This is a genomic window from Candidatus Hydrogenedentota bacterium (genome assembly GCA_012523015.1).
GTDB lineage: Bacteria > Hydrogenedentota > Hydrogenedentia > Hydrogenedentales > CAITNO01 > JAAYBJ01.
In genome coordinates this window covers 1-13,973 of record JAAYJI010000233.1, presented here as the reverse complement: position 1 = coordinate 13,973, position 13,973 = coordinate 1, and the positions used below count along the sequence as shown (strand labels likewise).

14 protein-coding genes are annotated in these 13,973 nt (G+C 47.7%); 9 read left to right on the top strand and 5 right to left on the bottom strand.

Annotated elements, in window-relative coordinates; genetic code table 11:
* Positions 1-1,790, bottom strand: a 1,790-nt coding sequence (locus GX117_09965; protein ID NLO33662.1) for a PAS domain-containing sensor histidine kinase, incomplete at its 3' end; no start/stop codon positions are given.
* A gap of 38 nt (positions 1,791-1,828) precedes the next feature.
* Positions 1,829-2,311 carry a ribonuclease HI gene (rnhA, locus tag GX117_09960; protein NLO33661.1) on the bottom strand — a complete coding sequence of 161 codons (483 nt, stop codon included), beginning with the start codon at positions 2,309-2,311 and terminating at the stop codon, positions 1,829-1,831.
* Between the two features lie 228 nt (positions 2,312-2,539).
* Here rnhA and GX117_09955 point away from each other — a divergent pair, with 228 nt between their 5' ends.
* Together GX117_09955 and GX117_09950 are read left to right on the top strand one after the other, a co-directional pair.
* Positions 2,540-3,145 (top strand): hypothetical protein, encoded by a 606-nt coding sequence (locus GX117_09955; protein ID NLO33660.1) that lies wholly within the window; start codon positions 2,540-2,542, stop codon positions 3,143-3,145.
* Entirely contained in the window at positions 3,132-4,496 is a 1,365-nt protein-coding gene (locus GX117_09950) for a hypothetical protein (GenBank protein NLO33659.1), read from the top strand. Before GX117_09955 ends, GX117_09950 begins: the two co-directional genes overlap by 14 nt.
* Before the next feature lie 81 nt (positions 4,497-4,577).
* Here GX117_09950 and GX117_09945 read toward each other — a convergent pair whose 3' ends face one another.
* The 3 genes from GX117_09945 to trkA all read right to left on the bottom strand — a co-directional run bounded on the left by GX117_09945 (position 4,578) and on the right by trkA (position 8,537).
* Positions 4,578-5,666 carry a class I SAM-dependent methyltransferase gene (locus GX117_09945; protein NLO33658.1) on the bottom strand — a complete coding sequence of 363 codons (1,089 nt, stop codon included), beginning with the start codon at positions 5,664-5,666 and terminating at the stop codon, positions 4,578-4,580.
* Between the two features lie 20 nt (positions 5,667-5,686).
* Positions 5,687-7,072, bottom strand: coding sequence for a TrkH family potassium uptake protein (locus GX117_09940; protein NLO33657.1), 1,386 nt, complete (start codon positions 7,070-7,072; stop codon positions 5,687-5,689).
* 112 nt (positions 7,073-7,184) lie between these two features.
* On the bottom strand, positions 7,185-8,537 hold the full coding sequence (gene trkA / locus GX117_09935; GenBank protein NLO33656.1) for a Trk system potassium transporter TrkA: 1,353 nt from the start codon (positions 8,535-8,537) through the stop codon (positions 7,185-7,187).
* A 263-nt stretch (positions 8,538-8,800) separates the two neighbouring features.
* Here trkA and GX117_09930 point away from each other — a divergent pair, with 263 nt between their 5' ends.
* From GX117_09930 to GX117_09900, 7 genes are all read left to right on the top strand, one after another.
* Positions 8,801-9,628 carry an acetyl-CoA carboxylase carboxyl transferase subunit alpha gene (locus GX117_09930; GenBank protein ID NLO33655.1) on the top strand — a complete coding sequence of 276 codons (828 nt, stop codon included), beginning with the start codon at positions 8,801-8,803 and terminating at the stop codon, positions 9,626-9,628.
* On the top strand, positions 9,621-9,926 hold the full coding sequence (locus tag GX117_09925; protein NLO33654.1) for a DUF167 domain-containing protein: 306 nt from the start codon (positions 9,621-9,623) through the stop codon (positions 9,924-9,926). Before GX117_09930 ends, GX117_09925 begins: the two co-directional genes overlap by 8 nt.
* Before the next feature lie 195 nt (positions 9,927-10,121).
* A complete protein-coding gene (locus tag GX117_09920; protein ID NLO33653.1) occupies positions 10,122-10,940 on the top strand; it encodes a purine-nucleoside phosphorylase in 819 nt (272 codons plus the stop codon).
* Positions 10,941-10,973: 33 nt separating this feature from the next.
* Positions 10,974-12,023 carry a hypothetical protein gene (locus GX117_09915; GenBank protein NLO33652.1) on the top strand — a complete coding sequence of 350 codons (1,050 nt, stop codon included), beginning with the start codon at positions 10,974-10,976 and terminating at the stop codon, positions 12,021-12,023.
* Positions 12,020-12,703 (top strand): 2-C-methyl-D-erythritol 4-phosphate cytidylyltransferase, encoded by a 684-nt coding sequence (gene ispD / locus GX117_09910; GenBank protein ID NLO33651.1) that lies wholly within the window; start codon positions 12,020-12,022, stop codon positions 12,701-12,703. Before GX117_09915 ends, ispD begins: the two co-directional genes overlap by 4 nt.
* Positions 12,700-13,185 carry a 2-C-methyl-D-erythritol 2,4-cyclodiphosphate synthase gene (locus tag GX117_09905; protein ID NLO33650.1) on the top strand — a complete coding sequence of 162 codons (486 nt, stop codon included), beginning with the start codon at positions 12,700-12,702 and terminating at the stop codon, positions 13,183-13,185. The genes ispD and GX117_09905 overlap by 4 nt, the downstream gene beginning before the upstream one ends.
* A gap of 159 nt (positions 13,186-13,344) precedes the next feature.
* On the top strand, positions 13,345-13,973 hold a 629-nt coding region (locus GX117_09900; GenBank protein NLO33649.1), incomplete at its 3' end, for an aminotransferase class I/II-fold pyridoxal phosphate-dependent enzyme.

The window sequence follows — 13,973 nt, the reverse complement described above, 5'->3', positions numbered from 1 at the left end:
TCAAAAAAGCGTCTTAAAATCTTTTGATGATACGCAGGGTCAATACCAATTCCTGTGTCACTGACCGACAGGCTCAGCGAAGTGGGCGTTTCTTTCCTAACGCTTAAGGTTATCGTGCCTTCATTCTCGGTAAACTTTACCGCATTATTTAATAAAATTCCCAGCAATTGGCGCAGTTTTTCGCGGTCGCCCCACGCATATACGGCCGACTCCTCTACATCCAAGTGGGTATTGATATTTTTCTCTTTGGCAGAAGGTAAGATGGCCGCGAGCGCTTCCTTGCCCAAAGCGACCGCGTCATAGAGATTGATCGACAGTTGAATGCCGCGGATTTGCATACGGCTAAATTCCAACATTTCATTGATATGCAACAGCAGATGACGGGCATTCCTATCCATCACTTTGAGCGCATGCTCTTGCGCTTCCGAAACGTCGCCCAGACTATTGCCCATAAACATTTCGATATAGCCTTGGATCGTGGTCAAAGGCGTGCGCAGCTCATGGGTCACATTGGACAGGAAACTATCTTTCGCCCGGTCGTGGAGGCGCAGCTCTTCATTAATCCGCTCTAATTCCCGAGCACGGACCGTCAATTGCTGCTGCATATGTTTTAAGTCGGCAATAGGCGTGATCACCAGTGAATAGCCGGCTTCTTCCTTATCTTGGCTCGGCAAATAAACGACGCCGGTCAAGGTGGGGAAGGCGCTGCCGTCTGCATTTATAAATTCCACTTCTTGACGGAAGCCTTTGCCGCTCGGCTCTGACTTTGCCTGCACAAAAAGGTTGAGTAATCGTGATTTACCTAATTTATCAACGTAATCAAAAATTTCAGAGCCCTTAATTTGATCAACAGAGCGCTTCAGTAAATCACAGACCTGATTATTTACAAAACGAATGTGGTACTGCATGTCCAAGGTTAAAAAACTCTCGTTCATGGAGTAGAGCAAATGGTGGAGTCTCCGTTCCGATAAGTGCAGCTTTTCTGTTTGTTCTTCCACTTGCTTTTTAAGATTCCGTGCATGTTGTTCAACCTGCTCCGTAAGGCGCCGGTATTCCGTAATATCCCGAACCGTTGCCATAGTCAGGCTGTGTCTTCCCTGTTTATCAAAAACAGGGGCGCCATTCATAAGAAAGACATGGTCAGCCCCATCCACGTTCCAGACAATCTCATATTCAGAGGTTACCCCGCCCGCCCGAAAGTCCAGCTGGCGCGTAATCATATCGAGCCCCATGTTGGTCGCTAATTTTCGCGCATCTTTACCGAGCGCCTCTTGCCGAGACATTCCAAACATGTCCAGTATCTGCTGGTTTACCAAAACGACGGTGCCTTCCGGCGTGCTCAGAATAAAACCTTCAGAAATATGTTCTGCCAAGAAGCGAAACCGATCCGCCATTTCGTCAATACCCGCGCCGGTACGCACCGCCGTATAGAGCACGACGAATAAGCCCAGAAAAAGGCTGAGCATCCCAACAATCTGAGAAATATTCAAATAGGCATCAGCAGGATATTCGTCTCCGGAAAAGCCGCCTGCAAGCCCTGAGACACTATAAGCAGCGCCGATAATCAGCAACAACACACCGATAACCATACCGAGCCGTTCCCACATGCTCGTTTGGTAGCGGGAGAGCTGGCTGCTTGCTGTATATAGAGGAATAGAGACAGATAGAATTAAAGCACAATAGCGCCAAAAGGGTGTGGCGAGCTGCTGGGAGTAGATGACTCCGCCAAGTCCAATAAATACCGGAATGACATAAAAGGTTAAGCGGCTTTGCGTTTCGAAACGAATCATATCTGTCTTCTACTGGTTGTTCAAACGAGAATAATTTACTAAGATGCCGTGTTTGTTAGCAAGGAACGTTGTTTCTGTATTTCAAGCTGCGCCAGTTGGTCACAGCGTTCATTGTAGTGGTTGCCAGCGTGTCCTTTAACCCAAATCCAGTTAACTCGGTGTATTTTGCAAAGCCTATCCAGCTCTTGCCACAGATCCACATTCAACACAGGTTGGTTGCCACGCCTCCAATTGTTGCGCTTCCAGTTTTTAATCCAAGAGGTAATTCCATCAATTAAATATTTTGAATCAGAATGTAAATCAACGCGACATGGTCTGGTGAGCGCTTCCAGCCCTCGGATCGCCGCTGTTATTTCCATGCGGTTATTGGTCGTATCCGGGCAGCCGCCGCACAACTCACGTTCATGTCCCTTAAAAAGGAGAATCGCAGCCCAACCACCGACACCGGGATTGGGCTCACAGCCGCCATCCGTATAAATCGTTATCGGCGATACCGTGGTTTGATCTACTGTTTTTCCCATAGCTTTATTTTACTACATTAAATGGGTTAAATCACACTATATTGTATATCCTCCACGGATTATACCTACAATTTGTGTTATATCATAATTGTAGACAGGAAATTCAAATTTCGAATCGACAATTATTTCAATCAATCTTTCCCTTGTGTTACTATTATAGACACCCTTTGAGATAGTGGGATGCTTGTGTTTGGAAACCTTTTCGTAAGTTCTTGAAAGAAAAATGACATGAGATTAAAATATCAATTTTTTGCCCTCCTATTTTCCATCGCTTTTCTAGCACTCGGCTGCGCCAAAGACCGCGCTTCCGATGCTGTATTTACCGACTCCCAATTTACAGCGACCCCCGACGAGGCACAAACTCGGCTCAAAGATATTGTGCGCGATCAAATCTCGGAAAACAGCGCTTCCCGAGAACCTCAAGTGTTACCGGTAATCTATCGCCGGCCCTACTATTTCAAAGAATATTTTATCTACACCGATGCTATTGAGGATGTGGAAATCGAGTTCCGCGATAATGACTCGCGGGCGAGGCCCCTCATCGCAGAAGTAAAATTAAACAAAATTCGCTATTCAACTCAAATGCATCGCAAAGAAGCACGCGCGGCCGCTGATACCGATTTCCTGCGCGATGTGGGCGAAGAACTGCTCGTCTACGAATGGCGAAATGGGCGTTGGATAAAAACGGGAGCAATTTTTGACGCCCGAACAACAGAAGAACAAATCAACGGCGCCTGGGTTCCCCATGAGGAGGAAACAGTCCGTGTGAATCCCGAAGAAGACCAGCGCGGTTGGTTTGGACGTATGTGGGAGCGTATTCGTGGCGGAGAATAAGAGTTCGACCTCTGAAGTAATGCAAGAAACAACGGCGCAGCCATGGGAAGAAACATGTACGCCAACCATGAGACTGCGGGATCGTTTTTTCCTATGCCTCGCGTTTCTAATAAGTATTATCCCTATCTTTTTATACGACCCCGGCATTGTCGTCGGTGAAACCGTGACCAGTCGGTTAGCATCCGTTTACGCCCTAATCCATGACGGCACTTGGTACGTTGACCGACCCCTTACCGAAGCGCCTGATCCCTATGAGGTGCGGACCGTCGATAAGGTACAACTCCCGAATGGGCACATGATTTCCAGTAAACCGCCGGTCTTGCCTTTCTTAATGGCTGTCGAATATGTCGCTATGAAGCGGGGATGGGGCTTGAACTTGGACGATGACGCGGCATTAAAGCCCCTATTGACAGTTATGATTCTCACACTCATCAAGCTGCCTTATGTGGTAGGTATGCTCTTCCTCGCGTTATTGCTCAAACTCTATACTAAGGATGGCTTCCGAGCGGGCATCGCCTTGCTTTGTGCTGCTTTTGCAGCACCCATTTTGGGCTATGCTTTTCAAATCAATAACCACACGCCGGCCGCCGCGGCTTTATGTGGCGCCCTTTATTTCGGTTTTGGACTCTATACGGAGAAGCTGAAAGCGTCGGCGTGGCGCTTCATCGTCTTTGGATTTTGCAGCGCCTTTGTATTTGTGACGGACATCCCCACAACCATCTTCCCTTTTTTAATCGGGCTTGGACTGCTCCTCAAATTCCCCCGAAAATGTATCGTCTGGGCGTCCGTAGGCGCAGCACCCTTGCTGCTCTTACATGTTGCGCTGATGATCATGATTACCGGCAGCCCCTTGCCTGTACAAGTGAGAATGGATGTATTCAATTTTAGGAATTCCTATTGGAGAAATCCTATAGGTGTCGATGGTTTAGACGAAAGCCGCTTGACCTATTTGTTTCATATGAATTTTGGCCGCTTCGGCAGCTTTGTTCTATTTCCCGTATTGTTACTGGCTTTCCCGGGCGCAGTACGTATGTTCCGCAACAATACCGCAGGGCTCCGCTCTTTTGTCCTTGCTATGGTTGCCGCCATTGCTGCCTTAACCGTCTATTATGTGCTGAAAACCGATAATTATGGCGGTGCAGCCTACGGATTCCGTTGGCATATTGGTATGGTTCCTGTCTTGATATTTTTCAGCCTCCCTCAAATCCTTGCCTTCCGAAAGCCTATCCACTGGTTCCTTTTTCTGCTCCTAGTAGCCGTCTCTCTCTATTCCTGCTGGGAATGCGTACAGGCTCCTTGGGGAGACAGTCATGAATGGACCTGCCGCCTTTTCTGGGGCCCTGTTTTATGACACAGCCCTGAAAGGGGAGCCTATCTGACACCGGTCGAAAAGGATTTATATTTAAATGCCCGGGGCAGGGAGGAGCGTCTTTCAATCGTTCAGCAAGGCAGTAAGACAGTATTCTTCTGTCGGGCGGTCTGCGGGCGCTGAAAAAGGGAAGAGCGGGCGGCGGCGCGTTGAAGCTGCGGGAAGTCTTTTGTAGTCACAAAAAGACCAGTTCGCGGACGAGCGCAATAGAGACTCACGAAAGAGTTGGATAGGGGAGGGACTCAATTGCCCCGGAACTTTACCCAGCCGAAGAACCAATGTCGCTTTAGTCGCACAGAGGGTTGCGCAATTCGTCCACACACACGCCAAATCATCCACATAGGCATCTGGATTGTTTTGGTTGGTTCGACCGATTGGCTCCTCCGTTATGCCCAGCAACCACAAGCGCAGCCATTGCGCCGAAAAAAAATGATCCATTCCATAATAAGGCGGCGAACAGAGGACACAGTCTATATCCTTCACCTTGGGATAGACTTCCAAACAGCGATTGTCGCCCGGTATATACGCGCCTGAAGCGGCTCTCATAGAGCGGTCAAAAAAATAATGAATACGGCGGGTCAAGAGTTTCATGAAATCGACTTCCGGAGGCCGATGTTTTTCTTGTTGCCAGTAAGCAATCAGTTCCTCTTTAGGCGGACAAAAAGTGCGCGGCATATGATTGGACAAATAGCGCGGGAAGCCGGCGCTTTCAGGGCCGTGAAGGATACCTGCCACAAGGGCGTACAACACCCTGTCCAATTCTGTTTGTGGAGCTTCTTTAAAATGCGCGCGAAAGGCGCATAAGACCTCTAGCACAGACTGTGAAAAACAGCGACGAAAGAAAGGCTCTGATTCTATTTCTTTGGAAAGTCCTTTATTCACCACGATCGATTCTGCATGGTCAATCAGTTCTTGAACGATGGGGGAGGCTAGTTTTGCTTGAGTAAGGGCAGCCGCAAAAGGATTGGAGTCCATACCGTAGACCTGACATTTTTTGATTCGTCCTGCCAATAGAGTTGTCCCGCCGCCGCAGAAAGGATCAAAGACCTTTTTAACATTGTTTTCCTCAAAAAAATTCAAAGGGAAAGATAAGGGAAATTCCGTAAAATAAGGGCACAAGCTATCCAACAAATAACTGTGGTCAATTGGCACAATCAACGCTCCTAAATCGCTTAATAGCGTTTCCAGAACGATGGAATAAACAAAACACAGATCGCGTACAACTCCAATCGTCCCATGGCCATCAGCAAGGAAAGCAACCATTTCCCGCTCATGGGAATGGTGGCGAAAGATTTCACGCCAAAAGCGACGCCAATATTATTGATACAGGAAAAAGTTGCTGAAAAACCGTTGTAAATCGGTATATCAAGAAAAGACAAATACAAGACACCAACAGCAGTAGAAAAAGCATAAATGACAAAGAAACTTAAAAGAGATTTTTGCTGTTCGGTGGTGATAACGAGGTCGCCTACTCGGAGCACTTGAATATCTTTGGGGCGAAAAGCGTGTTCTAAATGTTTATACATGAGTTTGAACAATATGAGTACCCGGATTACTTTCAAGCCGCCTGAGGCAGATCCGGAGCATCCGCCGACAAGCATCACTGCATGGGAAATACATTGGGAAAAAACAGGAAATGAATCAATGTCTGTTGTAACAAATCCTGTTGTTGTCATAATAGATGCGGTTTGAAATAGAGAAAAGGAAAAGGGCCTGGAAAAGCCGGCGCGGTGAAGATCTATTCCAATTAAAATAAAAAAGAACATCAGTAAAAATATATAAAAACGGAATTCCGAATTCTTTATTAAGGTTTTAAAATCCCCGGTACTAACACAATAAAGGAGACTGAAACTCGTGCTGCACGTCACCATAAAAATGATGAGGATCGCCTCAATCAATGGGCTCGAAAATGCTGCAATACTATCCTGCTTCGTAGAGAATCCGCTCGTGGATAAGGTCGAAAAGGTATGACAAAGGGCATCAAATCCATTCATGCCTGCCGCCCAAAGCAATGCCGTTAACAAAAAAGTCAATGTCAAATAGAGTTTCAAAAGAATAATGGCCGAGTCTTTAATTTTCGGTCGTATACTTTCTTTATCCAATCCCGGCATTTCCGAGCGATACAGCAATTTACCGCCGGCACCAAGGAAGGGCAGAATAATAATCAGCAACAAAATAATCCCCAGACCGCCGAGCCAATTGGTGAAACTTCTCCAAAATAAAAGACTTTTAGGCAGCGCTTCAATATCGGTGAGCACGGTGGCGCCTGTAGTCGTGAATCCCGACATGGATTCAAAATAGGCGCTGTCAAGACCAAGTTCACCGGAGAAAAGATAGGGCAAAGCCCCGTAAAAAGCGGTCATCAACCACCCCGTCCCCACCAAAGCCAGCGTTTCCCGATGATACAAAGGAGTGTTTTCACGCCGACTCAACACATATAGGAGTAGTCCGGTGGTAAAGGAACATAGCATGGTGCTTAGAAAAGCGCCGCTCATCTTGAATTCCCAATAAAACAAACTGCACAGAAGGGAGGGGATGAAAAGGATTGAAACGGCCATACTGACCAAACCAAGATTTTTTATCAAAGAGCGATGGTTCATAATTTATTGTAACCGCGAGTCTAGGGATTGCAGCACATTCGACTTATAGAAGCGATTCCTATATAGTAGCTCAATGTCCGGTAAAAAAGCGTTGCGCATAGGCGATAGCATCACTTTTCGTAATGACGACGATGGAATCGCCCGACCGGAGCACATCATCGCCGCCGGGCACAAAAGCCGTATCATTACGAATAATAGAAGCGATCAATAGATTGTGCGCCTTTGACCAGTTCAGATCACGTAAGGGTTTGCCAATAGTGGAGGAGTTGGCACCGGGTTTAATTTCCAAGACTTCCATATCGCCTTCGCGAAGAATGGACGAAGTAGAGATAGATTGTTGGCGCAGGATTTTCAACACACTGTTGGCGATGGCGTCGCGCGGTGTTACCACCATGTCAATACCCAATTTCACCACCAAAGGCACAAAGTCGGGATGATGCACCACTACCGCCGCCATGTTCACACCCACTTCACGGGCGAATACGCCGGCGATAATGTTGCGTTTATCATCCTCTGTAGTTGCCACGAAAAGATCATAATCGAAAACATGTTCTTGTTCGAGATTGTGGCGCGATGTAGCATCGCGATGCACCACATGCACATTGGCCTTACGAAATCCGGTGGCTATATGTTCCGCACGCTCCTTGTCTTTCTCGAAAAGTTTCACAGACGCCACTTTTCCTTCCAAAGAATGTGCGATGGCTCGGCCAATCGTACCGCCTCCCATAATAACGATATGCTCCATGCGCGGCTCAACGCCTTGGAATTTTTGCAGTGCGCCGTGCATGAGTCCGCGTTTACCAATCAAAGAAACTTTATCGCCGGCAAAGATACGATCCTCGCCCGTGGGGATACTCATTTTCCCGTTGCGCTCCAAGACCCCCAAAAGCACACCGCTGCCCGGCGGCAATATGTCGCGGAGCAATTGGTTGTCTGCCGGAGCCTTCGCACTCACTCGAACCTGTCGGAGTTGGATTTGTCCCCGTGCAAAATCTTCTGATGCCAAGATGCCGGGATAGATGATATAATTCACAATTTCTTGCGCGGCCAGTGCATCCGGACTGAGCATGTAGTCCACATTCATAAAGCCTTCGTAGAGTAAGCTTTCTTCAATAAAGACATTCTTCTCCACCCGCGCCAAAACCTGTCGTGCGCCCAGACCTTTGGCGGCTGCAGCCGCAATAAGATTGGTCTCGTCTGATCCTGTACAGGCAATAAACAAGTCCGACTCACCCACCTGCAAGGATTGGAGCAGCAGGGCGGAATTCCCGTCCCCGTACACAATCCGTGCGTTGAGCGATACATCAATCTGTTCATGACGTTCAGGATCAATCTCAATGACCGTTACATCATAGTCTTTTTCACTGAGCATATGGGCAAGATAAGAACCAACACGCCCGCCGCCCACTATAAAAATGTTCATGACGCCTCCATGGCGATAGGAAAGAAGGAATTAGAAAGTTTTTTATTCTATCACACCATTCAGTTAAAATAACAAGATCACATTCAGATTACACCGGAAATAGTTTTCCGCAGCGCCGGCAGTCTCGGCTAAAAAAATGATAGGCGTCCTATCGCTATAATGGGGTGGACAACCGAGACCTGCCACGCGGCTTATTGCGCCGTGACAAGCTGTTGTTTTTAAAATCTTATCCAATCCTTAGAAAGAGATATTCCACCTTTAAAATGGATACAAATAATAAAGATAATACGAACAATGCGTGGCAACAGGTAGAACGGGCGCGCCATGCCGACCGGCCGCGGATGATGTTTTTTATAGAAGCGCTTTTCGAAGATTTTATCGAATTACATGGGGATCGATGTTCAGGCGATGATCCGGCAATCGTGGGGGGACTCGCCCGATTCAACGGAGAAACCGTCATGGTCATCGGGCAACAGAAAGGCGTTGCGACCGATGAGAAAGTTTATCGTAATTTTGGGATGGCTCATCCCGAAGGCTACCGTAAGGCATTACGCTTAATGCGAATGGCGGAGCAATTTTCTTATCCCATTTTGAATTTTGTCGATACCCCTGCCGCGTACCCCGGTATCGAAGCAGAAGCTAGGGGACAAGGCAGTGCCATAGCCCAAAATTTATTGGCTCTTTTCTGTATTAAAAGTCCCATATTTGCCGTTGTACTCAGTGAGGGCGGCAGTGGAGGGGCGTTGGGTATCGCCGTCGCTGATTATATCGTTATGTTTGAAGGAGCCCTGTATATGATTTGTCCGCCCGAACGCTGCGCAGAAATTCTTTGGCGCGATTCTAAAAAGAAAGGACTGGCAGCACAAGCCCTGAAAGCTGGGGCCTCAGACCTGCTCGCCGGCGGACTCATCGACAAAATACTGTCTGAATCAGAACATAACGGAACACTTGACCCCGCCTTTATGGCAGCGAACTTGAGAAAAGAGATTGCCTATTTTTTGAAACAATATAAAGATGGCTATTGGTCTGTCGAACAACGTCAACAAAAATTCCGCAACATAGGCGTGTGGAATCTGGCAAGCCATGACTAAGAAAGACAAACAAACAGAAGAGGTAATGCTGGAAATCAGACTTTTACCGCGTGCGTCAAGTCCGCGGATAAAAATCTCTGCCGAAGGGATCCTTCATATCGCGGTCACAGCGCCGCCTATAGACAACGCTGCGAACCAAGCATTAATTTCACTATTAGCTAAAATACTGAAGAAACCAAAGAACTCGATTCAATTAGTGGCAGGACTCCGGTCAAGAAATAAACGTATCAAAATAAGTCAGGCGAATAAAGAAGAAGTTATGAAATCGCTTGAACTATTCAGTGGAAATAAACCATAATAACCAAGGCTTGAATATCCCGTGAATCATGAAACTTTCGGTCCCTTGCCGGTATTAATACAAGGACGGGATTTGATTGTCCTTTCCCGTTGTTAGCTAAGACAGGAAGCCGAGTCAAAAGAATTTGTTGACATAATTTTCGCTTTATTATAATATTGTTAAATAATAGAGGTCGAATAGATACAGGAGAATGCGTTGAATCTGAAAAAGCGTATTGAGACAGCACAAAAAGTCTTGACAGCAAAACTGCAGGTAGAACCGGAGATCGCCCTTATTTTGGGCACAGGTTTAGGAATGCTATCTGACCAAATCGAATCTCCGGAAATAGTGCCCTATGAATCGCTGCCCGGATTTCCCGTATCCACAGTAGACAGTCACGCCGGAGAAATAATTTATGGTTCTTTAGCAGGACGCCGTGTCATCGCCTTCAACGGACGCTTTCACCGTTATGAAGGCTATTCCATGCAAGAATTATGTTTTCCCGTCTGGTTCGCAAAAGCCTTAGGCGCACATAGCTTGATTGTTTCCAATGCGGCAGGCGGTTTAAATCCTCAGTTCTCTGCCGGGGATCTTATGGTCATTACCGATCACATCAATTTGATGATAGATAATCCGCTCATTGGAAAAAATGACGATAGTCTGGGTCCACGCTTTCCTGATATGTCGGCACCGTATACACCGGCACTCATAGACCTTGCAGAAAAGGCCGCATTGGAAGAAAAGATAAAGCTCCGGCGCGGCGTGTATCTCGGCTGTGTAGGTCCCTGTTTGGAAACCCGTGCTGAATACCGTTTTATGCGTATTATCGGCGCGGATGCCGTGGGTATGAGCACGGTGCCGGAAGTAATCGCCGCTGTTCATGCCGGCTTGAAAGTACTGGGCTTTTCAGTCATTACCGACGAGTGTTTTCCTGATGCTCTCCAGCCCGCCGATATCAATAAGATTATTGAAACGGCGAATGCATCGGAACCGCTTTTAACACGTATTGTAATGAGATGTGTTGCCGGCTTATAAATAACGTTTTTTGAATTAAAGGGGATTTATAAAATGATCGTAAAAATTGTTCGCGTTCTCTTTGTGGCAGCCTGCATCATTTTGGGTCTCACTTGGGCGCGCCTGATCTTAGGTAATCTGGAAGAGGCCGGTCAAGTGATTCAAAACCGACTGATGTGGACTTGTTTGGGGGGCTTTGCCGGGGCGCTTATCTCGGGCGCTGTTTTGATACTGCTCTTCTTTGTGACGCAAGAGATGTACGAGCGCGTCGCACCTTCCGTCGTCGCTGTTGTGCTTGCGCTCATTGCCGGCTATTCTGTTTCCCGTTACATGCTCTTTTGGCTGCCCGATTTGGAAGTAACCTATCAACTCTTTATTTCGGTCACCATTGTACTTGTCTTTGGATACATCGGCATCTACCTGGGCCTCACACGCGCCTCCAATTGGACCGCTCTCGTTTCGGCTGTGCGGACACGCAATATCCAATCGTCCACATCTGTATCCTTAAAGCTTGTGGATACAAGCGTACTCATTGACGGGCGCATCGCAGACATTTGCCTGAGCGGTTTTATTGAAGGCACCTTGTTGATTCCCCGCTTTGTCTTGAAAGAACTTCAAAATATTGCCGACTCCTCCGATATTATCCGCCGCGCCAAGGGCAGGCGTGGCTTGGACATCCTCAAAGCCCTCCAAGAAAGCGCCTATCCTGTCGGCGTGAGTATTATTGAGGATAACCCCGGCAACAGCCGTGAAGTGGATGAAAAACTGGTGCTGCTCGCCAAGCAATATAATGCACGTATTTTCACCACCGATTTTAATCTGAACAAAGTAGCGCAAATTGAAGGCGTCGTCGTGATGAATATCAACGACCTCGCGAACGCGCTGAAACCCGCTGTACTGCCCGACGAAACCATGGAAATTAAGCTCATCAAAGAAGGCAAAGAACCCACGCAGGCTGTGGGCTATCTCGATGACGGAACCATGGTGGTAGTCGATAACGGACGCGGCTATTTAGGGCGCTCTGTTCAGGTTTTGGTAACCAGTGTTTTACAAACCTCTGCCGGAAGAATGATTTTCGCCCGTTTCAACGGCCTCTCTAAATGAAGTTTCAGATTATCATTCCCGCCGCAGGGCTGGGACGCCGCTTAGGAGCAGATCAACCCAAAGCTTTGGTACCCCTTGCGGGAAAGCCGCTTATACTGCATACCCTTGAACGCTTCGCCCCCATGGCAGGCAACACGAGGATGATTGTTGTTCATCCGGAATCATGGCACAAGGAATTTGCAGCAGCAACGGCATCGCTGCACGATAGCATTATCTTACTACCGGGCGGTTTAGAAAGAAGCGACTCTGTCGAAGCCGGACTCAAAGTCTTGGACAGGGACACGGATATTGTGGTGATCCACGACGCTGCACGGCCCTTCATAAGGCTTGCTGCCGTGCACAACGCCGTGGCAACAGCTCAACAAGAAGGAGCGGCAACGGTGGCGATTCCTGTGTCGGATACCATTTTGCAAGGCGATGAAGATGCTTTCTTGGAACGCACACCGGACCGCTCACGGCTGTGGGCATGCCAAACGCCGCAAGTATTCCAAACCCACATTATTAAAGAGGCTTACAAACAAGCTATTGAAATACGGCGCGCAGTGACCGATGACGCTTCCTTGGTACGGCTTGCAGGATTCCCCGTGAAACTCGTAGAAGGCAACGCAATAAACTTTAAAATAACGACGCCTGAAGATATTGTTTATGCAGAATATTTAGTGCAACGAGGAATGCTATGATACGAATCGGTATTGGCTATGACATACATCGTTTAGAGGCGGGAAAAACATTAATCTTAGGCGGCGTCACCATTCCTTTTGAACGTGGATTTGTCGCCCATTCCGACGGCGATGTCTTATGTCATGCCGTGGCCGATGCCTTGCTGGGCGCAGCAGGATTACCCAATATCGGCATTTTGTTCCCCGATACCGACCCCGCATTCAAAGATGCCGACAGCATGAAGCTCCTTTCAACGGTCGTGGAGCGGCTCCGAGAAAAGCACTGTGTTCCCCTGCAAATGGATGCCAATATCATTGCGCAGCGCCCTAAACTGCAGCCTTATCTGGAAGCGATGAAACACAATATGGCGCAGTCCTTAGCAATTCCGCTTTCAGCGGTCTCCATAAAACCGCGTACCAATGAAGCGCTCGGAGCCGAGGGCAGAGGAGAGGCTATCTCCGCACAAGTGGTGCTGTTGATAGAACAGCAAGACCCACGATAAAATCCACCGCCTTTATGGGCTTCTATCCCTGTCTTGACCCAAACTTTGATCTAAGGCTATAATGATAGGGGAAATGGATCGGATTAAAATATTTACCGAGCCTCTTCTATCCAAACAATAATCGCTAGTGCGGAATACTACACCTAACCGGGAGAAACTATGTTCACTGCTGATCGTCTTGGGAAAATCCCTCCTTATTTGTTCATGACGCTGAGAAACAAAATCAATAATGCGAAAGCCGCAGGAATTGATGTTATTAGCCTGGCAATCGGTGATCCCGTCGATCCCACACCCGATTCCGTTATTGAAGCCCTTGCAAAGGCGGCCAAAGACAAAGCCAATCACCGTTATCCCACCGATGAAGAGTGGGGGATGCTGCAGTTTCGTGAAGCAGTAGCAAGATGGTATCAGCGGCGCTACGACGTAAGCTTGGATCCTAAATCTGAAATCATCGCCCTGATCGGATCTAAAGAAGGATGTCACCATTTCGCCTTGGGCGTCATCAATCCGGGCGATCTGGTACTGGTCACTGATCCCGGCTATCCGGGCTATAAACCGAGCATCTGGTTTGTGGGAGCACAGCCCTCACCGGTGCCGATGCGTGCGAAAAATAACTTTCTGCCCGATCTCACCGAAATCCCTTCAGACATTGCGCGGCAGGCACGGGCATTTTATTTAAATTATCCCAATAACCCCACCGGCGCGGTGGCAACACGTGAATTTTTGCAGGATTTGGTTGCTTTCGCCAAGAACTATGAAATCGCTGTTTGTTACGACAACCCCTATAG

What these genes read in the sequence shown, in the direction of transcription:
- ispD (NLO33651.1), top strand. Translation starts at nt 12,020, where the DNA reads ATGAAGTTTCAGATTATCATTCCCGCCGCAGGGCTGGGACGCCGCTTA.
- GX117_09955 (NLO33660.1), top strand. Translation starts at nt 2,540, where the DNA reads ATGAGATTAAAATATCAATTTTTTGCCCTCCTATTTTCCATCGCTTTT.
- GX117_09925 (NLO33654.1), top strand. Translation starts at nt 9,621, where the DNA reads ATGACTAAGAAAGACAAACAAACAGAAGAGGTAATGCTGGAAATCAGA.
- trkA (NLO33656.1), bottom strand. Translation starts at nt 8,537, where the DNA reads ATGAACATTTTTATAGTGGGCGGCGGGCGTGTTGGTTCTTATCTTGCC.
- rnhA (NLO33661.1), bottom strand. Translation starts at nt 2,311, where the DNA reads ATGGGAAAAACAGTAGATCAAACCACGGTATCGCCGATAACGATTTAT.
- GX117_09905 (NLO33650.1), top strand. Translation starts at nt 12,700, where the DNA reads ATGATACGAATCGGTATTGGCTATGACATACATCGTTTAGAGGCGGGA.
- GX117_09940 (NLO33657.1), bottom strand. Translation starts at nt 7,072, where the DNA reads ATGGCCGTTTCAATCCTTTTCATCCCCTCCCTTCTGTGCAGTTTGTTT.
- GX117_09915 (NLO33652.1), top strand. Translation starts at nt 10,974, where the DNA reads ATGATCGTAAAAATTGTTCGCGTTCTCTTTGTGGCAGCCTGCATCATT.
- GX117_09930 (NLO33655.1), top strand. Translation starts at nt 8,801, where the DNA reads ATGGATACAAATAATAAAGATAATACGAACAATGCGTGGCAACAGGTA.